We start from the raw sequence: 25,308 nt of genomic DNA on the forward strand, positions 1-25,308 counted from the left end.
CGCACCAGGCCCAGGGAGAGCGAGCCCCGTCGGCTCGTTCCGAATCACTGGAACGGCCGTTTCTGGCCATTGGATGGCGATCTCATCATGTTTACTGAGCGGCGGATCGAGCGGCATCAATTACCTTGTTTTCTGCAAGTCTTTAATCGCCTGACGGACAAACCCATTGGCTACCTGGGGAATGTCTCCCGGGACGGCCTGATGTTGATCAGCCAGTTACCCATGATGGTGGGTGTGGATTTTGAGCTACGGCTGAAAATCCCGGGGCCCGACAGCGATGTCCGTGTCATCGATCTCAAGGCCACCTGTTTGTGGAGCCATGAAGATATCAACCCGCAGCATTACGATTCCGGGTTCAGCCTGTTGGAGGCGCCTGTTGAATATGGGCACCTGATCAACGCCTTGCAGCAGTACTTCAGCTTTTATCCCTTGCAGGCCTCGGCCTGAGTCTTTTGCGCGATGTCGGCCCGATACGGGAAGTTCCCAACCCGTAGCGTGGCCGTGCGTTTCATAACACACCGGCTTTTTTCCAGGCCAGATAACGGGTGACCAGCGCGGTTCCAAGCTGCGAAGGCGGTGTGTCCAACACCGAAAGGGCGTTGGCGTTCAAGCGGTCATGCAGTTCGTTGCGACTATTGAGGTAGTTGACGGTGCCGCAATAAGCCAAGGCTTCGGGCAGTGATTGCACGGGCGCCTGGCGCAATTGGTCCAACACTTCTTCACGCAGGCTGGCCACCAAGACGCGGTGCTGACGACCGATGCGCTTGACCGCCGCCAACAGTTCTTCGTCGTCTTCGTCGCGCAGGTTGGTCACCAGGATCACCAGCGCGCGGCGTGTCTGGCGGGCCAGCAGTTGACTGGCGCCAGCCTGGTAGTCAGCCGTACGCCGGGTGCTGTCCAGGTCGTAGACCGCGTCCAGCAAACGGTTGAGTTGGCCGCTCCCTTTGGCCGGTGCCAGGTAGCGCGGCTGGTCGGCGGCGAATGTGCACAGGCCGACGGCATCGCCTTGACGCAAGGCAATATGGCTGAGCAGCAAGCAGGCGTTCAGGGCGTGGTCGAAGTGCGACAGCTCGCCGTCCTGGCTGCGCATGCGGCGGCCACAGTCGAGCATTAATACAATCTGCTGGTCGCGTTCGTCCTCGTATTCCCGCGCAATCGGGGTGCGCTGACGGGCGGTGGCTTTCCAGTCGATTTGGCGCAGGCTGTCACCTTCGCGAAACTCACGCAGTTGATGAAACTCCAGGCCTTGCCCACGTCGCTGGCGTTGGCGCACGCCGAGCTGGCTGAGCCAGTTGTCCACCGCCAGTAACTGTGCGCCATACAGGCGCGCGAAGTCCGGATAGACCCGTATTTGATCCGTTGCGTCTATAAAGCGCCGTGCCGACCAGAGCCCCAGGGGGCTGGGCAGATGAACTTCGCAACGGGCAAAGCTGAAGTGCCCACGCCGCAGGGGGCGCAGGCGATAACCCAGTTCGCCGTGCGTGGTGGGGCGCAGTTCAATCGATTGCGGCCAGTTTTCTACATCCAAGCCGTCGGGCACGTGATCAAACACGTCGATCCTCTTGGGCTGGGAATAGTCGTGTTCCACGATGAGCCGTACCTCGCTCCAACGACCCAGTGCCAGGCTTGCCGGTAATTGTCGGCGCACACGAGGGGAAGGCATTCGGCGCAGGCGGCCGGCATCCAGCAAGGCCAGGAGCAACAGCGCCAGGAGCAACCCCCAAGTGATCGAATGCACTGTGCCGGGCACCTTCACTTGCAGTGCCGACAGGGCACCGAGCAGGGTGCTCAAGCCCAGCAGCACCCCAAGCCAGATCAACAGCAGGCGGGCAGGTTTCATGGGCGGCTCATTGCCGTGGCGCCGGGACTTGATCCAGCAGTTGTTCAAGCACCTGGTCCACTTCCAGGCCATCGATGTCCAGCTCCGGGCTGATGCGCACCCGGTGGCGCAGTACGGCGAGTGCACAGCCTTTGATGTCGTCCGGTGTGACGAATTCACCACCGCGCAGCAACGCCCGGGCGCGGGCGCCCCGCACCAGCGCAATGGAGGCCCGTGGGCCCGCACCGAGGGTAAGGCCCGGCCAACTGCGTGTGGTGCGAGCCAGTCGCACGGCGTAATCCAACACGTGCTCGTCCATCGCCAGTTCGCTGGCGACCTGTTGCAGCGACAGCACATCGTGAGCCTGCAGCACTGTGCGCAGCGGTTGTACGTCGAGCATGTCGGCCTTTGACGAGCGAGTGACTTCGCGGACCATGTCCAGTTCCTGCTGGGCGTCGGGGTAGTCCATGCGGACTTTGAGCATAAAACGGTCCAGCTCGGCCTCGGGCAATGGGTAGGTGCCTTCCTGCTCAATGGGGTTCTGGGTGGCCAGCACCATGAACGGTTGCCCGATGGGCAGGGCTTCGCCTTCCAGGGTGACCTGACGTTCTTGCATGGCCTCCAGCAAGGCGGCCTGGGTTTTCGCCGGAGCGCGGTTGATCTCGTCGGCCAGCAGCAGGTGGGTGAACAGCGGGCCCTTGCGCAGTTTGAATTGCTCGGTATGCAAGTCGTAGACGGCATGCCCGGTCACATCGCTGGGCATCAGGTCGGGGGTGAACTGAATGCGCGCGAAGTCACCGCCAAAACAGCGCGCGAGCGCACGCACCAGTAAGGTCTTGCCCAGGCCTGGCACGCCTTCAAGCAGGACGTGGCCACCGGCGATCAACGCGGTGAGCACGTCATCGATCACCTGGTCCTGGCCAATCACGGCTTTGCGCAGTTCTAAGCGCAGCGCCTGGGCCAATTGGCTGGCACGGCCTAGGGTTTGCGTGGCCGGGGCGGAGGGGGTAGGGAAATCGCTCATAGGGCATTCCTGAGGGTTTGCAGGCAAGCCACCTGGCGGCTGAAGTCGGCGCTGGAGAGCCGTTTTGCCGGGAGTGGGCCGAGGGCCTGGCTGATGAGAAGGATAGGCTGGCGAGTCAGGCGTTCGAGGACTTGCCACTGCGCGTCGCAATCAAGCCGTTCAAAGCCTGGGTGACGGCGTCGGGCGGTACGCAGGATGTCACGCTGCAACGCGTGCAAGAGTGCGTGGTTACCGTTGCGGCGCAGCAGGAAATCGGCGCTGGCTTTCAGGTGTTCCTGCAATTGGCGCCGTGCCTTGGGGGGCGCTGATTGTATCGGTCCCTGGCGTCGGCCCGCGCGCCATAACCCTAGGGCGAGCAACGCCGTGAGCGCGACCAGCGCCTGGGGGAAATGACGCAGTAACAGGCTGAACAGGTTGTCGACGTGGCTGTTGAACAGCAGCGTTACCTGGGTGCCTTGTGTCAGGTGCCAGAGCAGCCAAGCGTTGTCGTGTTGGCTGATGAACGGGGTTTTCCACAGGTCACTGTCGGTGATGACGGTCACGCGGCCTTGCCCCAGGTTGACCTGCATCAGGTGCGTCGACTTGGCGCTGTTGGCCGAAAATTGCGCCTGATGCTTGGGGTCTGTGAGGTGGTACAGGGTATTGAAGCTGAAGTACGCCGCAGCTGTTTCGTTGTCTACATACAGTTTGGTCAGATCTGGCGTTTTGTTTTTGCGCGCAGGGGCTGGCTGGTCGAATTCCTCACTGAGGGATTGATGTATCTGCAACCGATCCAATAACAGATCGCCACTGCTTTGGGTGTCTTCATCCCAGAGTGCTTCAGCCACCAGGAGCAGGTGCCCGCCAGCCCTGGCCCATTGCAGCAGCTCATCGACCTGGCGGGGGCTCATATTGCTGCGCTCGCCCAGTAGCAGCAGGCTGCTGCCGTTGGCAGGTAGCTTGGCCTGTTGTTGCAAGTTCTCGGCCTGTTTCACCGCCAGCCCTTGTTGGCGCAGGAATCGCTCTGCCGCCAGATAGGGGTTGGCCAGCGCTTCGGGAGAGGGGCCGCGGTCCACCACCTCGTCATAGGGCGTCGCTTTGTGCCAGGCATAAAACCCGCCTGCTGCGAGCAAGCACACCAGAAGCAAGCCCGCCCACACCAGAGGCCGGTTCATGGCTGCGCTCCCGAACCCAATAGCGTTCGCCAATCGCTGCACAGCTGTTGTTGCGTGTGCACAGAGGGCAACTGATGGCCGTAGGCAAGGTTTTGCCAGTGGTGGGTCAGTTCATGGCTGAATCCCAGCAACTGCGGTTGTTGCAGCTGACGAATACGCTCGAGCACCTGACCTTCGGTATCGGCACTTTTCAGGGGCAGGTTGAAGTCATGCAGCAGGTGGCTGAGCAGGCCGCGATACAGCAGGCCAAGCGCTTCACGCGGTTGGGTTTCCCAGAGCTGTTCGGCAGTGCTGGCAATGTCTTCGGGTAAGGTTTCGACGCCCAATGGCAGGCCGAACAACTGTGCTGGTTGCGCACGGGTGACCTTGGGCTGGCGCGGGCGGCGGCTGACAAAGGTGCGCAACCAGTCGCGATAGCGCCAGACCACCAGGGCCACGCCGCCTGCCAGCAAGCTCCAGAGCAGGACTTCAAGGCCCTGGGCAATGTGTTTGAACGCATTGCTGTCGAGGTTTTTCAGTAACGCTTCCAGCCAGGCAGGTAGGGTGGCGTCACCTGCCGGTTTATGTTTTTGGGCTGGCTTGTCTTCGCCGAAGCGATAGCGAGTGACGGTTTCCGGGTTTTTGAAGGGGGGGTGTTCCACCACAGTTTTAATTGATTGCCGGGCGGCTTGAGGCGTCAACACGGGTTGAGCGGGCTGCGGGTCTGCCTTGGCCGGTGGTGGTGTTGAAACCAGCGCTAGCCCGATCATGAGCAGGAAGGCTGGCGCCACGCCGCTCAGCCGCTGGCGGAGGCGGCGGAAGACCAGCTCAAGGTCCCAGGCCTCCAGGACTGTGCGGCGGTTCAGGTACAGGCTGAACCCGCAGGCGACATAGATCGGTCCCCAGAGTATGAGGACAAGGGCATAGAAGAGGTTGGTCAGGTGCTCCAGCCACATCCAGTCGTGGCCTGTCGTAAGTAGTTGCTGCCAGCCCCATTCCCTTTCGACCTGTTGCGGCAGGAGAAAATAGAACACCACCATCAAGCCAAACCACAGCACCATTTCCAGGTGCATGCCGAGCACGGTCAGCCAGCGTGCGGCCCCGGCGTTGCGCTGTTGCAGAACGTCCAGGCGTCGTTGACGTGCCTCGCCTGCCAGGCCTTCAAGTTGCACCACCGGCATCATGAAGCTGCGGCTCAAGCTCAAGCGGCGCCAGGTCAGGCTGGCGAGCAGTTGGCCGTTGAGCAGGCGTGGCCATTGCCGCAATGCCTGTTTGAGGCTGGGTGTCTCACCGAACAGGGCTTTGGACAGGATATACAGCGGCAAACGCTCAAAGGCCGGTTTCAACCACCAGAACAGCAACAGTGCAGCCGTGGGGTGATTCCACAACAGCACACTGAACAGCGCGAAAAATGGCAGTGTGACCAGGGCCCAACTGCTCATCAGCAGGCGTCGGTGTTCACGGGCCAGGAGCACGCCCAGGTCCATGGCTTCCCAGGCGGTGCGGGGGCGAATCACTACGCTGGCATCACTCAGGCGCATGGGCGTTCCGTCCAGCCAGCAGCAGATAAGCGGCCACCAACAGCCACAGGGCGAGCCCCACCATGTATTTGACCCACGGGGCGACGGACGTGGTGGATGACCAATAGGCTTCGATGAAGGCTGCGATCAGCAGAAACACCATGGCCCCGCAGACCATTTGCACGCTTTTGCGTGCCGCCAGCCGCAGGGATTCACTTCTTGTGAGCTGGCCGGGCGCGATCAAAGACCAACCCAGTTGCAGGCCTGCCGCACCCGCCAGGGCAATGGCGGTCAATTCAAATGCGCCATGGCCGATGACAAAGGACCAGAAGGTCTGGCCATAGCCGATCTGTGTCAGGTGCCCGGCAACGGCGCCGATCATCAACCCGTTGAAGAGCAGGAAGAACACGCTGCCCAGGCCAAGCAACACACCGGCGGCAAAGGTCTGGAAGGCGATGCCGATGTTATGCATGACGTAATAGCCAAACATCATCCAGTCTTCGCTCGAGGCCCGTTCGGCCGCCCGGCCCAAGCGGCTGGCATCGGGGTCGTACATGGTCTGCATCTCGAGTACCTGCCCGGGGCTGATGATGGCGTAGGTCAGGTCTGGAAACAGATAGACCAGCAGACCGATGCCCACGAGACTGCCAAAAAACAGCAGCCCCGCGACCAACACGAATGACCACTGCTCCCGAACAAGCTGGGGAAACCCGGCCAGCAGAAAGCTCAGCACCTTGGCGCCCAGTTGACTGCGATGACGGTACATCTGCTGATGCCCGCGCAGGGCCAGTTGTTGCAGCGGGTCTATCAGATAACTGCTGTAGCCACGCTCTTGTGCCAGTGCAAGGTGGTGGCACAACCGACGGTAATCATGAGGGAAATCGACCACGTCTTCGGGCTTGGCCTTGCCTTGCTCCAGCTGCGTCACCTGCGCCGTGAAGGCTTGCCACTGGGGTTGGTGACGGCTTTCGAAAAGGCTCTGTTTCATATCGGCCCCAGCAGGCCGCGGGCCACGCCGTTGAGTTCTGCCACGGCGCGGGCAGGCGGCACTTGCAATGGCGTGGCCAGAATCTGCGCCAGTTCGTTGACCCGCTCGTTGGACAGCTCACCCTGGCGCTGCGCAAAGGCGAGAATGGCGCGCTGTTCGCTGAGGTCCAGGGTGAACGGCTGGCGCAGTGCCGGTGCCTGTGGCAGCGTGGCCTTTACTAGCGGTTGTTCGCGGTAGATGACCAATGTCCCGGCCGCCAGGTCGCCCAGTCGCTTGAAGTGGGGGTGTTGCAGGCAACTGATGGCGCCGAGGAAATAGCCGAAAGGCAGCATGTCGACAAAACGCAGCAGGTTGCGCAGGAGTGAGCCGGACCAGCCGACCGGTGTGCGATCGTCCTGTACAACCCTGAGGCCCATGATCTGTTTGCCGGGCGAGCAGCCCTGGTTGAGCACTTCAAAGAGCACCATGTACCACCAGCTCGCCAGGAACAGCAGCAGTGAGCCCAGCCCGATCCCCAGGTTGCCGAGAAAAGCCAGCGCCAAAAAGAGGCTGCCCAGGGTCACGCCGCGCAGCGCCAGGTCCAGCGCAAAGGCCAGGGAACGCGGCACCAGGCCCGCCGGGCGCAGGGGAAGGTCGATCCCCTCCGGGGTCTCGATCTGGTAGCGGGTATCGAGTGGCGCTGTGAGCATCGCGATCCTTGGCAGTGCAGGGCCGTTGTGGCAACGACAGTCGGTTGAGAGACACGGATGCTAGCAGTGTCGGCGCTGGAAGCAACCATCCAACGCTTTACTGAATGTTTGTACAGTGTCAGTAGCGCTGGCCCCAGGCATGTTTCAACGCCTAGACTCTGTGCGTCTTCAGTACAGGAACAGCCCGTGACCACGATTTTCTGGTACGACTATGAAACCACCGGCATCAACCCGCGTAGCGATCGCCCGCTCCAGGTGGCTGGTATTCGCACCGACCTTGACCTCAACGAGGTCGGTGAGCCGGTCAACCTCTATTGCCAACCCGGTGATGACATCCTGCCACACCCGATGGCGTGTGCAATTACCGGTATCACCCCTGGCGTGCTGGCGGAAAAAGGCCTGGCCGAGGCTGACTTCATGACCCGGGTGCATGCCGAGTTGGCCACGCCCGGCACGTGCGGTGCCGGTTACAACACGTTGCGTTTTGACGATGAAGTGACGCGCTACAGCCTGTACCGCAACTTTTTCGACCCCTATGCCCGGGAATGGCAGGGCGGCAATAGCCGGTGGGACTTGATCGACGTGGTGCGCACCGCCTATGCCTTGCGCCCGGAAGGGATTGTCTGGCCGGAGCAGGACGGGCGGGTCACCCTCAAGCTCGAGCGCCTGACCGCTGCCAATGGCATCGATCACGGGCAAGCCCACGATGCCTTGTCGGACGTGCGCGCTACTATTGGCCTTGCGCGGCTGATCCGTGAGAAGCAACCCAAGTTGTATGACTGGCTGTTTCAACTGCGCAGCAAACAGCGGGTGATGGACCAGGTGCAGTTGCTGCAGCCGATGGTGCACATTTCCGGCCGTTTTTCTGCCGAGCGTCATTACCTGGGTGTGGTGTTGCCGCTGGCCTGGCATCCGCGCAACCGCAATGCGTTGATCGTCTGTGACCTTGGGCTCGACCCCCAGGGGTTGTTGGACCTGGACGCGGCAACCTTGCGCCAGCGCCTGTACACCCGGCGCGATGACCTGGCCGAAGGCGAGTTGCCGGTGCCGCTCAAGTTGCTGCATATCAACCGTTGCCCGGTGGTTGCGCCTTTGAATGTACTCCGGGCGCAGGATCAGTCCCGACTGAAGCTGGATATGAGCGAGTATCAGGCCAGGGCCCTGCGGCTAACGGACGCACAAGAACTTTGGCGCGATAAACTAGCGACCATTTATGCCGATGAGGATTTTGCTCCGTGCAGCGATCCGGAGCAGCAGCTATACGATGGCTTTATTGGTGATCGTGATCGGCGTTTGTGTGAACAAGTGAGAGTCGCGGAGCCGGTGCAACTAGCACGCCAGCAATGGCCCTTCGATGATCAACGTTTGCCCGAATTATTATTTCGGTATCGTGCGCGCAACTTCCCGGACACCTTGAGTGTCGAGGAGCAAGAGCGTTGGAGAAATTTCTGTCAGCAACGGTTGTCGCAAGCACAGTGGGGGGCACCCAATACCCTTGAAGCGTTTAAGCAGGGCCGGCTGGAGTTGGCTGTTAGTGCTACACCGTTTCAGCAGCAGGTGCTGGATGAATGGCAGCAATATGCCGATTCTTTAGCGGCTCGATTAGGACTCTAGTCCAAGGACGGAAGAAGCACAGGCAATAAAAAACGCCAGCAAGCTGGCGTTTTTTTATTGCAATACGTATCAGGCAGCGTCCTTGCCGACCTTAGCCCAGCAGGCTCGACCAGCCTTCAACGACGTCACCGCCCCACTTGGCTTTCCACTCTTTCAGGGTCTTGTGGTTGCCACCTTTGGTTTCAATCACTTCGCCGTTGTGCGGGTTTTTGTATTGTTTAACTTTGCGCGCACGCTTGGTGCCGGTAGTTTTGACCGCGCCGCGTGGTGCTTTATTCAGTTTTGCTTCTGGGTCCAGCAACGCGATGATGTCGCGCAGGGACTTGTTGTACTCGCCCATCAGGGCGCGCAATTTGCCTTCGAATTCCAGCTCGGTTTTCAGTTTGTCGTCTTGGGACAGGTTCTTCAAACGGGCTTGCAGCTCTTTGATAGCTTCTTCGGTGGCGCGGTATTCGTTGATCAGAGACATGAGGACTACCTTATGTTGGACGCTGAGTGAAAGGGTTAGTGGCTCAATAATAGTCAGACCCTTACTCTAAGTAAACATACAAGGGTGCATTTATTTAATTTAGTTTGAAAGTTTGTGGGGAATGCAGGAGAACGACTTAATTAGTAAGGCAAATGCCCTAAAGAGGGGGTGTTAAACCGGGCTGAACGGGTATGAGTAGGTGAAAGTACGCACATATAGCAAGGTGAAACCGCCCGCGACTAAGGGGCGGTTGCCGTCGTCTTGATCAGAATAAGCGTGAGGAATACTGCAGTTTTTCTACGCAATCGCTAGAATGGCGGCCTTTGTGAAGTTCTGGAGTTTCCCCCTAATGCGCACTTTTCGTCTGGTGATTGCGTGCCCGGACCGGGTTGGCATCGTTGCCAAGGTCAGTAACTTTCTGGCTTCCCACAACGGCTGGATCACCGAAGCAAGCCACCACTCGGACAATCTCAGCGGTTGGTTTTTCATGCGTCACGAAATTCGCGCCGACACGTTGCCGTTCGGCCTTGAAGCGTTTCGCGAGGCGTTCGCGCCGATCGCCGAAGAGTTTTCGATGACCTGGCGTATCACCGATACCGAACAGAAAAAGCGTGTAGTGCTGATGGCCAGCCGTGAATCCCACTGCTTGGCCGACTTGCTGCACCGCTGGCACAGCGACGAGCTGGACTGCGAGATTGCCTGCGTGATCTCCAACCACGATGACCTGCGCAGCATGGTTGAGTGGCACGGTATCCCGTACTACCACGTCCCGGTCAACCCGCAGGACAAACAGCCCGCCTTTGCCGAGGTGTCGCGCCTGGTCAAGCACCACGCTGCCGACGTGGTGGTGCTGGCGCGCTACATGCAGATCCTGCCGCCAGACCTGTGCCGTGAGTACGCTGGCAAGGTCATCAATATTCACCACAGCTTCCTGCCGTCGTTCGTGGGTGCCAAGCCTTACCACCAGGCGTCGTTGCGCGGCGTGAAGCTGATTGGCGCCACGTGCCATTACGTGACCGAAGAGCTGGATGCCGGCCCGATCATCGAGCAGGACGTGGTACGCGTCAGCCACAGTGACAGCATTGAAGACATGGTGCGGTTCGGTCGGGACGTCGAGAAGATGGTCCTGGCGCGTGGCCTGCGTTATCACCTGGAAGACCGCGTGCTGGTGCATGGCAACAAGACCGTTGTGTTCTGATTGATGGCTTGAACACACAAGGGCCTGGGCGTTAAATCGCTTCAGGCCCTTTTTTTGCGCGCTGTTGAGGACTGGACGATGAACGATCCACTGGACAAAGCCACCTCCAAGGCCCCGGCGACATTGGGGGAGAGGTGTTTGAGCCGCTACGACCCGGATGACCTGGACGCTGAAGACGGCACCGACTTTCCAGGGGCGGCCCAATTATGGAAACAGCAGCAGGGCACGCCCGAACCTGAGGACGAACAGCCCGGTATCGCGCACCCGCCTGGTTAGACGTGGCACAGATTTTTGCTCAGGGTGTGTGGGCTCCGCTAAGGTCTTACTGTGACGTTTCCAGTGGGGTGGTAGGAAGTGTCTGATTTTTTTTAGGCGGATTGAACCTTTCGCGCGTCTGTATCAACCGTACAGTGCTAATGCAAAACCATGGGTGACCCGATGACCGATTCCTCGCAACTCCTTATTGGTGCAGACCTTGACGGTCAGCCGGTTTCGCAGGCCCTGCGCCTGGGCAACCGTCATGGCCTGATCGCGGGTGCGACCGGCACCGGCAAAACGGTCACGTTGCAGCGCCTGGCCGAAGCCTTCAGTGAAGCGGGCGTCGCGGTGTTTGCCGCCGACATCAAGGGGGATTTGTGCGGGCTGGGTGCTGCCGGTAATCCCCAGGGCAAGGTCGCTGAGCGTATCGCGGGGATGCCGTTTCTCAACTACACGTCAAAGGCTTATCCGGTGACGTTGTGGGACATTCACGGGCAGTCCGGTCATCCACTGCGCACCACCATGAGCGAAATGGGGCCGTTGTTGCTCGGCAGCCTGCTTGAACTCACGGACAGCCAACAATCGGCGCTCTACGCAGCCTTTAAGGTGGCGGACCGCGAAGGCCTGTTACTGCTCGACCTCAAGGACCTCAAGGCCTTACTCAACCACTTGCGCTATCACCCGCAACTGTTGGGCGACGACGCGGCCTTGATGACCACGGGTTCCAGCCAGGCGTTGTTGCGCCGTCTGGCCGTGCTGGAGCAACAGGGCGCGGATGCCTTGTTTGGCGAGCCCGCCTTGCAGCTGGAAGACATCCTGCAGCCGGCCAGTGACGGGCGCGGGCGCATTCATCTGTTGGATGCCAGCCGGCTGGTGCACGAAGCGCCGAAGGTCTACGCGACGTTTCTACTGTGGCTGCTGGCTGAGCTGTTCGAGCAATTGCCAGAGCGGGGTGACGCCGAAAAACCGCTGTTGGCGCTGTTTTTTGACGAAGCCCACTTGCTGTTTGCCGACACGCCCAAGGCGTTGCAGGAGCGCTTGGAGCAGGTGGTACGGCTGATTCGCTCGAAAGGTGTCGGGGTGTATTTCGTCACCCAATCGCCGGGCGACTTGCCAGACACGGTGCTCGCGCAACTGGGCCTGCGCATCCAGCACGGCCTGCGGGCGTTCACGACCAAAGAGCAGAAGTCGTTACGGGCAGTGGCCGATGGTTTTCGTCCCAACCCGGCGTTTGATGCCTTGGCGGTGTTGACCGAACTGGGCACAGGTGAGGCGCTGGTGGGGACGTTGCAGGAAAAAGGTACGCCCGAGGTCGTCCAGCGAGTATTGGTGGCGCCGCCGCAATCAAGGATCGGGCCGTTGAGCGACGCTGAACGGGCGGCCTTGATTGCCGGTTCGCCGCTGTTGGGGCGCTACGACAAGCCGATTGACCGCGAGTCTGCGTATGAGGTGCTGATGGCACGCAAGGACCTGGGTACCCAGGAAGAAGCCGCCCCCACGGCGCAAGAGCCCAGTTTTACCGACAAGGCCGGTGCGTTCCTGGGGACTGCCGCAGGCAAGGCCTTGAAGTCGGCGATGCAGCAAGCCGCGAATCAGATGGGCCGGCAGTTGGTGCGCGGGTTGCTGGGGTCGCTGTTGGGCGGCAACAAGCGCAAATAAAGGTCAGGCCTTGGGTTTGGCGTGGGCGGCCAGCCGTTCAAGCGCCGCTCGCAGGCTAGGGTCGCTGATGCCGTCGGCGGTGGCCTGGATGGTTTCGGCCGCGTCCACCGACAACCCCATCGTGTGCCCCACCGCGCCGTGCTGCACGGTGGGCGGCTGTACCTTGAACTGAATTCGCGTTAACCGCGCAAACTCTTCAAACGCTTGCAATTGGCGTTGCAGCCGCTTCTGTTGATAGCGCAAACGTGTCGCCCAATGGCCATCGGTGACGATCAACAGCAGATTGCCCTCGCGCCACGACGCCACATGGCAGTGTTCGCGGGCAGCGGGTTGCAGTTGGCTTTCCAGCAAGCGTTGCAGGTGGCCCAGGCGCTGCGCATGGCCCAGGATGGCTTTGAGCGGCTTGGCTTCGCGAAGCAGCACGGCCGGAGCACGGGCCGTAAGAGGGCGAAATGCCATGTTCAGACACCTTAAGTAACAGAGCCGCCATGTTAGCAGAAAGCGTCTACCACGCCCCGAGGCATTGTGCTGCCTGGGGTCGCCCCTCAATTCAATCGGTAACTTCTGCACCTGACGGGTTGAAGTTCTTTGAAAAGCCCTTATTTTAAACGAGCCCTCTCACTGCACCGTGCCAGCATCGTGGAATAACGCCACTTTCCTCACCCACGTTTCCGGGTAGAATGCGCGTTCGCATGCGGCCGTGAGGGCTGCTCGGGCCACTCACGGTGCGCCCTCCATCCCTAAGTGTGGAAGAACCTGCCGATATGTTTGCGCCTTTGTTAAAGAAACTTTTTGGAAGCAAGAATGAGCGTGAAGTTAAACGCATGCTCAAGACGGTGCAGCTGGTCAATGCCTTCGAAGAGCAGATGGTTGCGCTGTCGGACGAGCAATTGCGCGCCAAGACCGAAGAGTTCAAGGCCCGCATAGCCAAAGGTGAAACCCTCGACAAGCTGCTGCCCGAAGCCTTTGCGGTCGCCCGCGAAGCCGGCAAGCGCGTCATGGGCATGCGTCACTTCGACGTACAGCTGATCGGCGGCATGACCCTGCACGAAGGCATGATTGCCGAAATGCGTACCGGTGAAGGCAAGACCCTGGTGGCAACCCTGGGCGTTTACCTCAACGCACTGTCCGGCAAGGGCGTGCACGTTGTGACGGTGAACGACTACCTGGCTCGCCGGGACGCCAACTGGATGCGCCCGCTTTACGAATACCTGGGCCTGACCGTCGGCGTGGTCACGCCGTTCCAGCCGCCTGAAGAAAAGCGCGCCGCCTACGCCGCCGATATTACCTACGGCACCAACAACGAATTCGGGTTCGACTACCTGCGCGACAACATGGCGTTCAGCATGGAAGAAAAATTCCAGCGCGAACTCAACTTTGCCGTGATCGACGAAGTCGACTCCATCCTGATCGACGAAGCCCGTACCCCGTTGATCATTTCCGGCCAGGCCGAGGACAGCTCGCGCCTGTACACCGAGATCAACAAGCTGATCCCGCGCCTGACCCAGCACATCGAAGAAGTCGAAGGCGTAGTGACCAAAGAAGGTCACTTCACCATCGACGAGAAGACCCGCCAGGTCGAGCTCAACGAATCCGGCCACCAGTATGTGGAAGACATGCTGACCCAGATCGGCCTGCTCGCCGAAGGCGAGAGCCTGTACTCCGCACACAACCTGGGCTTGTTGACCCACGTGTACGCTGGCCTGCGCGCCCACAAGCTGTTCCATCGCAACGTTGAATACATCGTGCAGGATGGCCAAGTGGTACTGGTCGACGAACACACCGGTCGTACCATGCCGGGTCGCCGTCTGTCGGAAGGCCTGCACCAGGCCATCGAAGCCAAGGAAGTGCTCAACATCCAGGCTGAAAGCCAGACGTTGGCGTCCACCACCTTCCAGAACTACTTCCGTCTGTATAACAAGCTGTCCGGCATGACCGGTACTGCCGACACCGAAGCGTTCGAGTTCCATCAGATCTACGGCCTGTCGGTGATGGTGATCCCGCCGAACAAACCGCTGGCGCGTAAAGACTTCAACGACCTGGTGTTCCTGACCGCCGACGAGAAATACGCGGCGATCATCAACGACATCAAGGAAGGCATGGCCCAAGGCCGTCCGATCCTCGTCGGTACGGCGACCATCGAGACGTCCGAGCACGTGTCCAGCCTGCTTAATAAGGAAGGCATCGAGCACAAGGTTCTCAACGCCAAGTTCCACGAAAAAGAAGCCGAGATCATCGCCCAGGCCGGTCGCCCAGGCGCGCTGACCATCGCCACCAACATGGCCGGTCGCGGTACTGACATCCTGTTGGGCGGCAACTGGGAAGTGGAAGTGGCTTCGCTGGAAAACCCGACCCCCGAGCAGATCGCCCAGATCAAGGCCGACTGGCAAAAACGTCACCAGGCCGTGCTGGAGTCCGGTGGCTTGCAGGTGATCGCGTCCGAGCGTCACGAATCGCGCCGTATCGACAACCAGCTGCGTGGCCGTGCGGGCCGTCAGGGTGATGCCGGTTCCAGCCGCTTCTACCTGTCGCTGGAAGACAGCCTGATGCGCATCTTCGCCTCTGACCGGGTGAAGAACTTCATGAAGGCCCTGGGCATGCAGTCCGGTGAGGCGATCGAGCACCGCATGGTGACCAACGCCATCGAGAAGGCCCAGCGCAAGGTTGAAGGCCGTAACTTCGACATTCGTAAACAGCTGCTGGAGTTCGATGACGTCAACAACGAACAGCGTAAAGTGATTTATCACATGCGTAACACGTTGCTGGGCGCCACCAACATTGGTGAAACCATCGCCGACTTCCGCCAGGACGTGCTCAACGCCACCGTCAGCGCGCACATTCCGCCTCAGTCCCTGCCAGAGCAGTGGGATGTCGCCGGTCTGGAAGCGTCGTTGAAGAGCGACTTTGGTGTCGACTTGCCGGTCCAGCAATGGCTTGACGAAGACGACCACCTGTACGAAGAAACCCTGCGCGAAAAGCTCATGGTGGAACTGCTGGCCGCCTACAACGAGAAAGAAGAGCAAGCGAGCGCCGAAGCGCTGCGCACCTTCGAGAAGCAAATCGTACTGCGCGTGCTGGACGATCTGTGGAAAGACCACTTGTCGACCATGGACCACCTGCGTCACGGCATCCACCTGCGTGGCTATGCCCAGAAGAACCCGAAGCAGGAGTACAAGCGCGAGTCGTTCACGCTGTTCTCCGAACTGTTGGATTCGATCAAGCGCGATTCCATCCGTGTGCTCTCTCATGTTCAGGTGCGTCGCGAAGACCCGATCGAAGAAGAAGCCCGCCTGCGCCAGGAGGCCGAAGCACTGGCCGCCCGCATGCAGTTCCAGCACGACGAGGCCCCAGGCCTTGAGCAACCGGAAGTGTTGGGCGAGGAGGTCGATGTGGCCCTGGCGCAAACCCCAGTACGCAACGAGCAGAAGCTGGGCCGTAACGAGCTGTGCTGGTGCGGTTCGGGCAAGAAGTTCAAACACTGCCACGGCGAAATCAACTAAGGTTTTTGCCTGACGCTGCAACACCCTGCGCCGCGACCGGTTCTCACCGTCGCGGCGTTTTGCCATTTCATCACTGACATCAAATATTGTTTAGGAGCGCATTCATGGCTGTTGGTCTTGGTCCTTTGCCCACATTGCACCCGGTTGCCGGTTTTGAACTCGGTATCTCCTCGGCCGGTATCAAGCGCCCGGGGCGCAAGGATGTGGTGGTGATGCGCTGTGCCGAAGGCTCGACCGTCGCCGGTGTGTTTACCCTGAATGCGTTTTGCGCAGCGCCGGTGATCCTGGCCAAACAACGTGTTGAAGGCCCGATACGCTACCTGTTGACCAACACCGGCAATGCCAACGCCGGCACCGGCGAACCGGGTCTTGCCGCTGCCGCGCGCACCTGCGCCAAGCTGGCCGAGCTGACCGGTGTGGACGCCAGCCAAGTACTGCCGTACTCCACCGGTGTGATCGGCGAGCCGTTGCCGGTGGAAAAAATCGAAGGTGCGCTGCAAGCCGCGCTGGATGACCTGTCTGTGGATAACTGGGCGGCTGCGGCTACTGGCATCATGACCACCGACACCCTGCCCAAAGGCGCGAGCCGCCAGTTCGTGCATGAGGGCGTGACCGTCACCGTGACCGGCATCAGCAAAGGCGCGGGCATGATTCGCCCGAACATGGCGACCATGCTGGGTTACATCGCCACCGACGCCAAGGTCTCGCGTGACGTGCTGCAACGGCTGATGCTTGATGGTGCCAACAAGTCGTTCAACCGCATCACCATCGATGGCGACACCTCCACCAACGATTGCTGCATGCTGATTGCCACCGGCCAGGCGAACCTGCCGACCATCACCTCCACCGAAGGCCCGCTGTTCGCAGCCCTCAAACAGGCTGTGTTCGAGGTGTGCATGGACGTGGCCCAAGCCATCGTGCGTGACGGTGAAGGTGCGACCAAATTTGTGACCGTCGAAGTCAACGGTGGCGGCAATCATCAGGAATGCCTGGACGTGGGCTACACCGTGGCCCACTCGCCGCTGATCAAGACCGCACTGTTTGCGTCCGACCCGAACTGGGGCCGAATCCTGGCTGCCGTGGGGCGTGCCGGTGTGCCGGACCTGGACGTGAGCAAGATCGACGTGTTCCTGGGCGAGGTGTGCATCGCCAGCCGTGGCGCCCGTGCACAAACGTACACCGAAGCCCAGGGTTCGGCGGTGATGCAGCAGGAAGAAATCACCATCCGCATCGAATTGGGTCGCGGCGACTGCAGCGAAACCATCTGGACCACCGACCTGTCCCACGAATACGTGAAGATCAACGCGGAATACCGCACCTGAGATTGAGAGGATACGTGCGGTGAAACGAGTGCATGTAGCAGCAGCGGTGATTCGCGGTGTCGACGGCAGGATTCTGCTGGCGCGCCGCGCCGACACTCAGCATCAGGGCGGCCTGTGGGAGTTTCCCGGGGGCAAAGTGGAGGCCGATGAGTCGGTCGCCACGGCGCTGTCGCGCGAGTTGCGCGAAGAATTGGGCATCGAGGTCACCACGGCTCGCCCGCTGATAGAGGTACAGCACGACTACCCGGACAAACAGGTGTTGCTGGATGTGTGGGAAGTGTCGGCGTTTAGCGGCGAGCCCCATGGCGTCGAAGGCCAGCCACTGGAATGGGTGGCCCCGCGTGACCTGGTGAACTACGCGTTTCCGGCAGCGAACGCCCCCATCGTATCGGCGGCACGTTTGCCCAGTGATTACCTGATCACGCCGGGCGAGCTGGAAACACCGACCTTGTTGCGCGGTATCCAAAAAGCCATTGCTGGCGGTATCAAGCTGGTCCAGTTGCGCGCACCCAACGGCTACGACCCCAAATACCGCGACCTGGCGGTGGATGCGGTAGGCCTGTGTGCGGGCAAGGCACAACTGATGCTCAAGGGGCCGTTTGAATGGTTGGGGGATTTTCCTTCAGCGGGCTGGCACATGACCTCGGCGCAACTGCGCAAGTACGCCAGTAAAGGGCGACCGTTCGGCAAGGACCGCTGGCTCGCGGCCTCTTGCCATAACGCCGAAGAGCTGGCGCTGGCCGAACAGATGGACGTGGATTTTGTCACCCTGTCGCCGGTGCAACCGACCCAGACGCATCCCGACGCGCAACCGTTGGGTTGGGCGCAGGCGGCGGAGTTGATTCGCGGGTTCAGCAGGCCGGTATTTCTGTTGGGCGGGGTAGGGCCTGCCGAGCGGGAACAGGCTTGGCAGGCCGGGGCTCAAGGCGTGGCGGGCATCCGCGCGTTCTGGCCGCACGACTAAGCACAGGCACGCCCACCCTCATACCTTCAAACCTGTGGGGGTGGGCTTGATTGGCTTGTGGCCTGCTCGTCAATGCGGTTTGGCCGCCGCCTGCCACAAGATCTCCGCCACACCCTGGCGCTTGGCAATCACCCGCGCTACCACAAACAGCAAGTCCGATAGCCGGTTGATATACGCAAGCCCCACGCCCTCCAGCGGTTCCACCGCGTTCAAATGCTGACAGCGCCGTTCCGCACTGCGGGCCAGGCTACGGCACACATGGGCCTGGGCAATCAGCATCGAACCACCCGGCAAGATGAAGTTCTCCAGCGGCCCCACCTCTTCATTCCAGCGGTCAATCGCCGCTTCCAGGCGGTCGACCTCCGCCGCATTCAGCGCCTTGTACACGGGCATCGCCAGCTCGCCGCCCAGGTCGAACAACCGATGCTGACAAGGTGCCAGTACCTCACTCACTTCCTTCAGGGCTGGGTGTTGACCACCCTGTGCCTCAAGCCCCGCCAGCAGTAGCCCCAGCTGGCTGTTCAGTGCATCGACTTCGCCAATGGCCTCGACCCGCGGGTGGTCCTTGGGCACGCGGCGCCCGTCACCCAGACCGGTTTCGCCCTTGTCGCCGGTACGGGTATAAATTTTCGACAGGCGAAAGCCCATGGTCAACGCTCCAGATGAGTGAGTGGATCAGGCGGCAGGTGGCTGCCAGCCAAGGGCAGGCGCAGGGTAAAACAGGTGCCCTGGCCGAGGGTCGATTGCACCTCCATCTGCCCCTTGTGGTTGTTGGTGATGATGAAATATGACACCGACAACCCAAGCCCTGTGCCCTGGCCGATTTCCTTGGTGGTAAAAAACGGCTCGAAGGTGCGCTTGCGCACGCTCTCGCTCATGCCGATGCCGTTGTCCTCCACCTGGATCTCCGCCCACGGCGGGTTGAGCCGGGTGCGCAGGATGATGCGCCCGGGTTCGCTGTCGTCTTCGCGCAGGTGAATGGCCTGGGCAGCGTTTTTCAACAGGTTGAGCAGCACCTGCTCCAGCTCGTTGGCGGTGCCCGGCACCGGGCCCAATTGCGGGTCGAACTGGCGGATGATCGCCTGGCCCTTGAAGTCGAAACCGATGGCCAGGTCAAAATCATTGCCGGCGATGTCTACCGCCTGATCGATCAACGCTGGCAAGTCGCAAGGCGCCAGCTGCCGGTTGCTGCGCCGGCTGAAGCTGAGCATATGGGTCACGATCTTTGCTGCGCGGGCGCCGGCCTGTTGGATGCCGTCGAGTAATTGCGGGACTTCGCGGTTTTGCAGGTAGCGGTTGACGGTTTGCAGTTCGATGCCGACCTGTTCGGCATGCTCGAGGTTTTTTGGCAGTTCGGCGGACAGGCGGCGGCGGATGTTCTGCACGTTGTGCAAGATGGCGCCCAGCGGGTTGTTGATCTCGTGGGCCATGCCGGCCGCAAGGCCGCCGACCGAGAGCATTTTTTCCGATTGCACCATCATTTCTTCCAGGGACAGGCGTTGGGTGATGTCGTCGATCCGGATCACCACGCCGCGCCCGGCGCCGCCCATCAGTGGGTAGAACGTCAGGGCGTAGTGGCGGGGCTCGTCATCCTTGAGCCAGGTCACCCGCTCGATGCGCTCCACGGTGTGCTGCTCTACAGTGGCCTTGAGCTGGGGCAAGTACGGCTTGAGTGGCTGGAAGGCGAGAAAGATCGGCTGGTTCAACGCTTCGTCCAGCCGGGTGCCGGAAAGCGCGCTGGCTTCCTGGTTCCATTGGGTGACGTAGAGCTGTTCGTCGAGGGCGATCAGGGCCGAGGGCATCGAGTCGATGATGCTGTTGAGGTAGTTCTGAAAGCCGGTGAGCTTCTTCTCGATCTTGCTGCGCACCTGGACTTCCAGCTCCAGCTTGCGGTTGGTGTGGCGGGTTTCTTCGGCCAGCCCCTGGGCCTGGTCGTAGGCGGCTTGGGCGTCATCCCGCGCGCGCTTGAGTTGCTGCTCGCGCGCTTCGATGCGCGACAGCATGGTGTTGAAGGCTTCGGCCAGGCTGCCGATTTCGTCGTGGTTGCCACGCCCGGCCCGTAGGGCGTAGTTCTCTTCGCGGGTGACCTGGCGTGACAACTCTTCAAGTTCGTGGATGGGGCGGGTGATCAGGCGTTTGATCTGCCGGGCGATGACCAGCCACAGCAGCACGCTGAAAATCAGGATGCCCAGGCTGGCAGTGAGGGTGCCGGTATAAAAGGCCACTGGCAGTTCGCTGCTGGCCACCAGCAGCAAATGCCCGGGGGGTTGGCCCGGGCGGGGCAGGGTGATGATCTGGTTGCTGCGAAATTCGGTGGTGCGCCAGTCGTCGATGTCCCCGTAGCTGTCCGGCAGGTGCAGGCGGTCGCGGTGTTGCAACTGGGCCAGGCGGGTGCCTTGGCCGTCATACAGCGCGGCAGCGCGCAGCGGGGAGTAGCTGGTCAGTTCGTCGAGCAGGTTTTGGGCCTTGAGCGGGGAGTCCAGTGCCTGCGCAGCCAGGGACGGGTTGGACACCAGGCGTCCGATGGCCTGCAGGGCCTGGGGTGCCATGCTTTCCTGGGAGATCCAGTAAGCGGCGCTGATAAAGGTCAGGTTGGCCACCAGCAACACGGTGGTCAGCAGGACCAGCAGGGCCGCCAGCAGTTTCTGCCCAACGGGTAGGTTTTCGAGACGCTGGCGCAGTGGCATCAAGTTTTCACGGCAAAGGAACAGGTGGGCAGGGTAGCGCGTGGTTCAGTCGCTGGGCAATCCGCGAGCGTTTAGCACCTGCACCAACCGGACTTGAAGCTGTTGCAAGTGCGCCAGGTTGAGCCGGTGACGGGCGGCCGCCTGGCAAGCGTAGCCCAACAGGTAGCTGATCTCGGTGCGGCGGGCATTGGCCACATCCTGGTACATCGACGAGTAATTGGCGGCGGTGGCCTGGATCACCCGTTCCACTTCGCTGTGCAGGTCAATGGCGGCGGCGGGCTGGCCACAGCATTGCAGCAGTTCTGCCAGTTCGGCGCACAAGGTGGCGACTTCATAGTGGTGGGCTTGCAGTTCCCCGTTGCGGCATTGGTACAGCACCGTGAGCGGGTTGATCGCGCAGTTCAGCGCCAGTTTGCGCCACAGGCGGGTGAGGATGTCGGTGCTCCATTCATGGGGAATGCCGGCGGCGGTCAAGTCCTGCAGCCAAGGCGGTGGCGTGGGCTGGCGTGCGTCGCCCAGCCAGGTATAGCCATGGCCGGCAAACACCACGTGCCCGTCGCTTTGCCGAAAGGCGCCCTCGGTGCTGGAGGCAACGATACAACGCACATGCGGCACTTGCGCGGCGACCTCGTCCTGGCTGCCCAGGCCGTTTTGCAGCAGGATCAGTTCGGCGCCGGGTGCGAGCCGGTGCCCCAGTTGTGCGACCGCAGAGCGTGCATCGTAGGCTTTGCACGCCACCAACAGGCGACGGATAGGTTCAGGTGCGTCAGGCGTTTGGCCAATCACCGGGTAGGTGTGGGCCACGCCCTGTTCAATCAGGGTCAGGCCGAGGGTGGCCCGATAGCGCGCCAGCCGGGCCGTGTCTCGCAGGATCAGGCGCACGGGCACACCGGCGCGGGCCAGCCGTGCGGCCCATAACGTGCCCAGGCTGCCCGCACCGAGGATGTGCCAAGGGGTCGACATCAATGTTTGCTCCGCAGTGAACGACACGAAAGAACCGCTATAATGCCCGGGCATTTTAGCCCGGGCGCGCTCCATCTCTACTGAGCGTGCCCCTTTTTTACTGGAGAAATTACATGCCGTCGTTCGACGTGGTATCTGAACTGGACAAGCACGAAGTCACCAACGCCGTCGAGAACGCCGTCAAGGAGCTGGACCGCCGCTATGACTTGAAAGGCAAGGGCACCTTTGAGTTCAAGGAAAAGGAACTGACTGTCAATTTGACCGCAGAAGCTGATTACCAGCTGGAAGCGATGATCGAAATCCTCAAGCTGGCCCTGGTCAAGCGCAAAATCGACGTGCAGTGCCTTGAGGTCAAGGATTCCTACGCGTCCGGCAAGCTGATGAAGCAGGAAGCCGTCCTCAAAGAAGGCATCGACAAGGAGCTGGCGAAGAAAATCGTCGCGCACATCAAGGATGCCAAGCTCAAGGTTCAGGCCGCCATTCAGGGCGAGCAGGTTCGCGTCACGGGCAAGAAGCGTGACGATTTGCAAGAAGCCATCGCGGCCCTGCGCATCAAAACCTTTGAAATGCCGCTACAGTTCAACAACTTCCGCGACTGATTCGGCCGTTCGGGAACCTGTGGGGTTTTTTGGCGTCCCACGCCCCGAACGTGCAGAAACGATTGAGCCCTTCGGGGCTCATTTGCTATGTGGGCCTTTGAAAACGCCGCACATCCGCTAAAACAGGAGAAGGTAGATGGATTTGAACGCTGAAGTGGATCACTTGATCAAGGCCTCCGAGGCCTGGATCCCGATGATCATGGAATACGGCAGCCGGGTATTGCTGGCGGTTGTCACGCTGTCCATCGGCTGGTGGCTGATCAACAAGTTGACCCATAAAGTGGGCCGCTTGCTGGCCATGCGCAATGCGGACCTGGCGTTGCAGGGGTTTGTGACCAGCCTTGCGAACATCGTGCTCAAGATCATGTTGATGGTCAGCGTGGCCTCGATGATCGGTGTCGAAACCACCTCCTTCGTGGCCGCGATTGGTGCCGCGACCCTGGCCATTGGCCTGGCGTTGCAGGGCAGCCTGGCAAACTTTGCCGGCGGGGTGCTGATCTTGCTGTTCCGCCCGTTCCGCATCGGTGACTGGATCGAGGCTCAAGGCACGGCGGGTACTGTCGACAGTATTCAGATCTTCCATACGGTGATTCGTACCGGCGACAACAAGACGGTGATTGTGCCGAACGGCATCCTGTCCAACGGGATCATCACCAACACCAACCGTCAGCTCACCCGTAAAGTGGTGTTTGACGTGGGGGTGGATTATGAGGCGGACCTGCAGAAGGCGCGCGAGGTGCTGTTGGAACTGGCCAAGGACCCTCGTGTGTTGGCTGACCCTGCGCCCGCGGCAGTGGTGTCGACCCTGGGCGACAGTTCTATCACGGTTTCTTTGCGGATCTGGACCAAGACGCCGGATTATTGGGATGTGATGTTTATGCTCAATGAATTAGCGCGAGACCGGTTAAAAGCCGCGGGGATTGATATTCCGTTTCCGCAGCGTGTTATTCGCGTAGTGCAGGAAGCGCCCGCCAAGTCATGAAGTCACACCTGTCCAGGCAGTCAAGTTTAAACAGAGTGTGAAACTAGATAGCTTGCTTGCTAGTTGGTCGGTGATTAAATAAAGCTGCACAAAAAAGCCGCTCACGTGTTTACACGGTGAGCGGCTTTTTATTAGGGCTTGACGCCCTAAGCCATCGTTGTAATCAAACGTGCAATTACAAGATGTTCAGCGGGTAGTTGGCGATCAGGCGCAGTTCGTCGATCGACGGAGAACCGTAGTACACGCCATCGCCGGAGCGGTAGGTGGCTTGACGCAGGCGCAGGCTCAGGTTTTTGGCCGGGCCGCTCTGGATCACGTACTTGGCTTCGATGTCACGTTCCCACTCTTTACCGTTCGAGGTGGTGCCGGTGTTGGCGCCGCTACCCGATACGTAACGAGTCATGAAGCTCAGGCCTGGGATGCCGAAAGTGGCCATGTTCAGGTCGTAGCGAGCTTGCCAGGATTTCTCGTCTTCAGCGTTGAAGTCGGAACGGGCGATGGAGTTGGCCAGGAAAACCGTGCCGCCGCCGTCGATGCCGTAGCCGTAGTCGCCGTCACCGCTAACCTTCTGGTAGGCCAGGGTAAAGGTGTGGGCGTCGTAGGTGTACGCACCCTGCAGGCTGTAAGCGCGGTTGTCGAGCTTGGTGGTGTTGTCTTTCTCGGCACGTTGCAAGCCAAGACCGTCGCTTTTGGTGCTGTAGATGTTGAAGTCCAGAGCGAACGACTGCTTGTCATCCAGCGCGTGGGTGTAGTTCACGTTGCTGTAGAGCTTTTTCCAGTAGTCCTCGACTTTCGAGTAGTACAGGCTGGCGGTCAGCTCTGGGGTGAAGGAGTAAACCGCACCGCCGAAGTTGGTTTGCTTGAGGCCGACGTGGCCAACATCGCTGCTGTCGCTGATGCTGTCACGGAAGGTCTGGTTCTGGGCGACGATCGAGGTGAAGTGACCGGCCTCCAGTTTCAAACCCTTGATTTCGTTGCTGGTGATCGAAATGCCTTGTGGCAGTTCTGGCAGCAAACGGCTGTCGTCAGAGGCGAAGACCGGCGCGGTGGTGTACTGGTCGCCGATTTTCAGCACGGTATTGGAGAAGCGGAATTTAATAGCGCCGCCGCCCTTGGAGTAGTCGTCCTGGGCACGGCCGTCTTCGCCGTTAGGGAACAGGCCGGTGCCAGCGCGACCCTTGCCGCTGTCAAGTTTGACGCCCAGCAGGCCGATGGCGTCGAAGCCCACACCGATGGTGCCTTGGGTGAAACCCGACTGGAACAGGGCGTTGAAGCCCAGGCCGGTTTCTTCGCGACGGCTTTGCCTGTCGTTCGGCACGTTACGGAAGTCACGGCTGAAATACAGGACTCGGGTGTTGACCCCCAGGGTGCTGTCTTCGACAAAGCCTTTGGCGTCGTCTTGGGCGGATGCCATTGCGAACTGTGTTGTACCTGCTGAAACAGCCAGGGCGATCATGCTCCACTTCATCACGCGCATCGTGATTTGCTCCTTTGGTTTAGGAAGAGTACTGCCGTCCCACCTATATTTTTGTCTGGGCGGCTCTTTCTTTTTGATGCCGGCGCAAAGCTATATCACGTCGACATTATTGGCGATACTTGCACTTCTATCCTTGCAACTTCTTTACGGGCGTGTCGCAAAGGGTAAGGCCCGTGTCGCAATTTTATAGTCCGGATTCAACCGGCATGACCCCTTCAATATCGCGTTGAAGCCTTCGGGAGTCTCCTTGAAAGTTTCAATTTCTCCAGACTGCATTGAATCGCTATTGTTTTAAATCGCGAAACACCGGCTTCCCTCCGGTGCCGTTGCCGGCTATGTGAGAGTGAATGCAACAAGCGTGCACAAACCGGTAACCCAATGTCATTTTTTTGTGAAAATTGTCAACGCCCTGTAAAAACCGCATAAGCGCGGGCTTTTTAAGC

22 protein-coding genes are annotated in these 25,308 nt (G+C 60.4%); 10 read left to right on the forward strand and 12 right to left on the reverse strand.

Going from position 1 to position 25,308, the window contains the following annotated elements:
• Positions 1-87 precede the first annotated feature (87 nt).
• Positions 88-447, forward strand: a complete 360-nt coding sequence (locus ACW9H9_RS10765) for a PilZ domain-containing protein (RefSeq protein ID WP_457343148.1) — start codon at positions 88-90, stop codon at positions 445-447.
• A gap of 61 nt (positions 448-508) precedes the next feature.
• On the opposite strand, the gene ACW9H9_RS10770 is transcribed toward ACW9H9_RS10765, so the two are convergent.
• The 6 genes from ACW9H9_RS10770 to ACW9H9_RS10795 are packed head-to-tail and all read right to left on the reverse strand — an operon-like array spanning position 509 to position 7,173.
• Entirely contained in the window at positions 509-1,840 is a 1,332-nt protein-coding gene (locus tag ACW9H9_RS10770; RefSeq protein WP_457343147.1) for a DUF58 domain-containing protein, read from the reverse strand.
• A 7-nt stretch (positions 1,841-1,847) separates the two neighbouring features.
• Positions 1,848-2,843, reverse strand: a complete 996-nt coding sequence (locus ACW9H9_RS10775) for an AAA family ATPase (RefSeq protein ID WP_457343146.1) — start codon at positions 2,841-2,843, stop codon at positions 1,848-1,850.
• Positions 2,840-3,997: a DUF4350 domain-containing protein gene (locus ACW9H9_RS10780; RefSeq protein WP_457343145.1), complete on the reverse strand. Its 1,158-nt coding sequence runs from the start codon at positions 3,995-3,997 to the stop codon at positions 2,840-2,842. Before ACW9H9_RS10780 ends, ACW9H9_RS10775 begins: the two co-directional genes overlap by 4 nt.
• Complete coding sequence (locus tag ACW9H9_RS10785) at positions 3,994-5,517, reverse strand: DUF4129 domain-containing protein (protein ID WP_457343144.1); 1,524 nt, start codon at positions 5,515-5,517, stop codon at positions 3,994-3,996. The genes ACW9H9_RS10780 and ACW9H9_RS10785 overlap by 4 nt, the downstream gene beginning before the upstream one ends.
• Positions 5,504-6,484, reverse strand: coding sequence for a stage II sporulation protein M (locus ACW9H9_RS10790; protein ID WP_457343143.1), 981 nt, complete (start codon positions 6,482-6,484; stop codon positions 5,504-5,506). Before ACW9H9_RS10790 ends, ACW9H9_RS10785 begins: the two co-directional genes overlap by 14 nt.
• Entirely contained in the window at positions 6,481-7,173 is a 693-nt protein-coding gene (locus ACW9H9_RS10795; RefSeq protein WP_457343142.1) for an RDD family protein, read from the reverse strand. The genes ACW9H9_RS10790 and ACW9H9_RS10795 overlap by 4 nt, the downstream gene beginning before the upstream one ends.
• 186 nt (positions 7,174-7,359) lie before the next feature.
• On the opposite strand from ACW9H9_RS10795, the gene sbcB reads away from it, so the two are divergent.
• The gene (sbcB, locus tag ACW9H9_RS10800) at positions 7,360-8,787 is read left to right on the forward strand and encodes an exodeoxyribonuclease I (RefSeq protein ID WP_457343141.1); all 1,428 of its coding nucleotides are present in this window, start codon (positions 7,360-7,362) and stop codon (positions 8,785-8,787) included.
• Between the two features lie 91 nt (positions 8,788-8,878).
• On the opposite strand, the gene mvaT is transcribed toward sbcB, so the two are convergent.
• A complete protein-coding gene (mvaT, locus tag ACW9H9_RS10805; protein WP_457343140.1) occupies positions 8,879-9,256 on the reverse strand; it encodes a histone-like nucleoid-structuring protein MvaT in 378 nt (125 codons plus the stop codon).
• A 349-nt stretch (positions 9,257-9,605) separates the two neighbouring features.
• On the opposite strand from mvaT, the gene purU reads away from it, so the two are divergent.
• The 3 genes from purU to ACW9H9_RS10820 all read left to right on the forward strand — a co-directional run bounded on the left by purU (position 9,606) and on the right by ACW9H9_RS10820 (position 12,371).
• Complete coding sequence (purU, locus tag ACW9H9_RS10810) at positions 9,606-10,454, forward strand: formyltetrahydrofolate deformylase (protein WP_457343139.1); 849 nt, start codon at positions 9,606-9,608, stop codon at positions 10,452-10,454.
• A gap of 78 nt (positions 10,455-10,532) precedes the next feature.
• Positions 10,533-10,730 carry a hypothetical protein gene (locus tag ACW9H9_RS10815; protein ID WP_457343138.1) on the forward strand — a complete coding sequence of 66 codons (198 nt, stop codon included), beginning with the start codon at positions 10,533-10,535 and terminating at the stop codon, positions 10,728-10,730.
• Between the two features lie 162 nt (positions 10,731-10,892).
• Positions 10,893-12,371, forward strand: coding sequence for a helicase HerA-like domain-containing protein (locus tag ACW9H9_RS10820; protein WP_457343137.1), 1,479 nt, complete (start codon positions 10,893-10,895; stop codon positions 12,369-12,371).
• A gap of 3 nt (positions 12,372-12,374) precedes the next feature.
• Here ACW9H9_RS10820 and ACW9H9_RS10825 read toward each other — a convergent pair whose 3' ends face one another.
• Positions 12,375-12,830, reverse strand: a complete 456-nt coding sequence (locus tag ACW9H9_RS10825; protein WP_457343136.1) for a DUF721 domain-containing protein — start codon at positions 12,828-12,830, stop codon at positions 12,375-12,377.
• A gap of 305 nt (positions 12,831-13,135) precedes the next feature.
• Between ACW9H9_RS10825 and secA the strand changes: the two genes are divergently transcribed.
• From secA to ACW9H9_RS10840, 3 genes are all read left to right on the forward strand, one after another.
• Positions 13,136-15,871, forward strand: coding sequence for a preprotein translocase subunit SecA (secA, locus tag ACW9H9_RS10830; RefSeq protein ID WP_457343135.1), 2,736 nt, complete (start codon positions 13,136-13,138; stop codon positions 15,869-15,871).
• A 104-nt stretch (positions 15,872-15,975) separates the two neighbouring features.
• Complete coding sequence (gene argJ / locus ACW9H9_RS10835; protein WP_457343134.1) at positions 15,976-17,193, forward strand: bifunctional glutamate N-acetyltransferase/amino-acid acetyltransferase ArgJ; 1,218 nt, start codon at positions 15,976-15,978, stop codon at positions 17,191-17,193.
• Between the two features lie 19 nt (positions 17,194-17,212).
• Entirely contained in the window at positions 17,213-18,157 is a 945-nt protein-coding gene (locus ACW9H9_RS10840; protein WP_457343133.1) for a Nudix family hydrolase, read from the forward strand.
• 69 nt (positions 18,158-18,226) lie between these two features.
• Here the strand turns inward: ACW9H9_RS10840 and ACW9H9_RS10845 are convergent, their stop codons facing one another.
• From ACW9H9_RS10845 to ACW9H9_RS10855, 3 genes are read right to left on the reverse strand one after another with little or no spacing between them, the layout of a single operon-like run.
• The gene (locus ACW9H9_RS10845; protein ID WP_457343132.1) at positions 18,227-18,805 is read right to left on the reverse strand and encodes a cob(I)yrinic acid a,c-diamide adenosyltransferase; all 579 of its coding nucleotides are present in this window, start codon (positions 18,803-18,805) and stop codon (positions 18,227-18,229) included.
• 2 nt (positions 18,806-18,807) lie between these two features.
• Positions 18,808-20,844 carry an ATP-binding protein gene (locus ACW9H9_RS10850; protein WP_457343131.1) on the reverse strand — a complete coding sequence of 679 codons (2,037 nt, stop codon included), beginning with the start codon at positions 20,842-20,844 and terminating at the stop codon, positions 18,808-18,810.
• Between the two features lie 45 nt (positions 20,845-20,889).
• Positions 20,890-21,807 carry a putative 2-dehydropantoate 2-reductase gene (locus tag ACW9H9_RS10855; RefSeq protein ID WP_457343130.1) on the reverse strand — a complete coding sequence of 306 codons (918 nt, stop codon included), beginning with the start codon at positions 21,805-21,807 and terminating at the stop codon, positions 20,890-20,892.
• Positions 21,808-21,920: 113 nt separating this feature from the next.
• Between ACW9H9_RS10855 and ACW9H9_RS10860 the strand changes: the two genes are divergently transcribed.
• Both ACW9H9_RS10860 and ACW9H9_RS10865 read left to right on the forward strand, forming a co-directional pair.
• A complete protein-coding gene (locus ACW9H9_RS10860; RefSeq protein WP_457343129.1) occupies positions 21,921-22,406 on the forward strand; it encodes a YajQ family cyclic di-GMP-binding protein in 486 nt (161 codons plus the stop codon).
• A 136-nt stretch (positions 22,407-22,542) separates the two neighbouring features.
• Positions 22,543-23,388: a mechanosensitive ion channel family protein gene (locus ACW9H9_RS10865; protein WP_457343128.1), complete on the forward strand. Its 846-nt coding sequence runs from the start codon at positions 22,543-22,545 to the stop codon at positions 23,386-23,388.
• Positions 23,389-23,563: 175 nt separating this feature from the next.
• Here ACW9H9_RS10865 and ACW9H9_RS10870 read toward each other — a convergent pair whose 3' ends face one another.
• On the reverse strand, positions 23,564-24,865 hold the full coding sequence (locus ACW9H9_RS10870) for an OprD family porin (RefSeq protein WP_457343127.1): 1,302 nt from the start codon (positions 24,863-24,865) through the stop codon (positions 23,564-23,566).
• Positions 24,866-25,308: the final 443 nt, after the last annotated feature.

Source organism: Pseudomonas sp. SDO5215_S409, assembly GCF_054071325.1.

Bases quoted from the DNA above. Each gene is read 5' to 3' on its own strand.
- ACW9H9_RS10870 (WP_457343127.1), bottom strand. From the start codon at position 24,865: ATGCGCGTGATGAAGTGGAGCATGATCGCCCTGGCTGTTTCAGCAGGT.
- ACW9H9_RS10850 (WP_457343131.1), bottom strand. From the start codon at position 20,844: ATGCCACTGCGCCAGCGTCTCGAAAACCTACCCGTTGGGCAGAAACTG.
- ACW9H9_RS10770 (WP_457343147.1), bottom strand. From the start codon at position 1,840: ATGAAACCTGCCCGCCTGCTGTTGATCTGGCTTGGGGTGCTGCTGGGC.
- ACW9H9_RS10775 (WP_457343146.1), bottom strand. From the start codon at position 2,843: ATGAGCGATTTCCCTACCCCCTCCGCCCCGGCCACGCAAACCCTAGGC.
- ACW9H9_RS10785 (WP_457343144.1), bottom strand. From the start codon at position 5,517: ATGCGCCTGAGTGATGCCAGCGTAGTGATTCGCCCCCGCACCGCCTGG.
- ACW9H9_RS10780 (WP_457343145.1), bottom strand. From the start codon at position 3,997: ATGAACCGGCCTCTGGTGTGGGCGGGCTTGCTTCTGGTGTGCTTGCTC.
- ACW9H9_RS10845 (WP_457343132.1), bottom strand. From the start codon at position 18,805: ATGGGCTTTCGCCTGTCGAAAATTTATACCCGTACCGGCGACAAGGGC.
- ACW9H9_RS10820 (WP_457343137.1), top strand. From the start codon at position 10,893: ATGACCGATTCCTCGCAACTCCTTATTGGTGCAGACCTTGACGGTCAG.
- mvaT (WP_457343140.1), bottom strand. From the start codon at position 9,256: ATGTCTCTGATCAACGAATACCGCGCCACCGAAGAAGCTATCAAAGAG.
- ACW9H9_RS10790 (WP_457343143.1), bottom strand. From the start codon at position 6,484: ATGAAACAGAGCCTTTTCGAAAGCCGTCACCAACCCCAGTGGCAAGCC.
- ACW9H9_RS10765 (WP_457343148.1), top strand. From the start codon at position 88: ATGTTTACTGAGCGGCGGATCGAGCGGCATCAATTACCTTGTTTTCTG.
- ACW9H9_RS10795 (WP_457343142.1), bottom strand. From the start codon at position 7,173: ATGCTCACAGCGCCACTCGATACCCGCTACCAGATCGAGACCCCGGAG.
- ACW9H9_RS10825 (WP_457343136.1), bottom strand. From the start codon at position 12,830: ATGGCATTTCGCCCTCTTACGGCCCGTGCTCCGGCCGTGCTGCTTCGC.
- ACW9H9_RS10860 (WP_457343129.1), top strand. From the start codon at position 21,921: ATGCCGTCGTTCGACGTGGTATCTGAACTGGACAAGCACGAAGTCACC.
- ACW9H9_RS10865 (WP_457343128.1), top strand. From the start codon at position 22,543: ATGGATTTGAACGCTGAAGTGGATCACTTGATCAAGGCCTCCGAGGCC.
- argJ (WP_457343134.1), top strand. From the start codon at position 15,976: ATGGCTGTTGGTCTTGGTCCTTTGCCCACATTGCACCCGGTTGCCGGT.
- ACW9H9_RS10855 (WP_457343130.1), bottom strand. From the start codon at position 21,807: ATGTCGACCCCTTGGCACATCCTCGGTGCGGGCAGCCTGGGCACGTTA.
- secA (WP_457343135.1), top strand. From the start codon at position 13,136: ATGTTTGCGCCTTTGTTAAAGAAACTTTTTGGAAGCAAGAATGAGCGT.
- purU (WP_457343139.1), top strand. From the start codon at position 9,606: ATGCGCACTTTTCGTCTGGTGATTGCGTGCCCGGACCGGGTTGGCATC.
- ACW9H9_RS10815 (WP_457343138.1), top strand. From the start codon at position 10,533: ATGAACGATCCACTGGACAAAGCCACCTCCAAGGCCCCGGCGACATTG.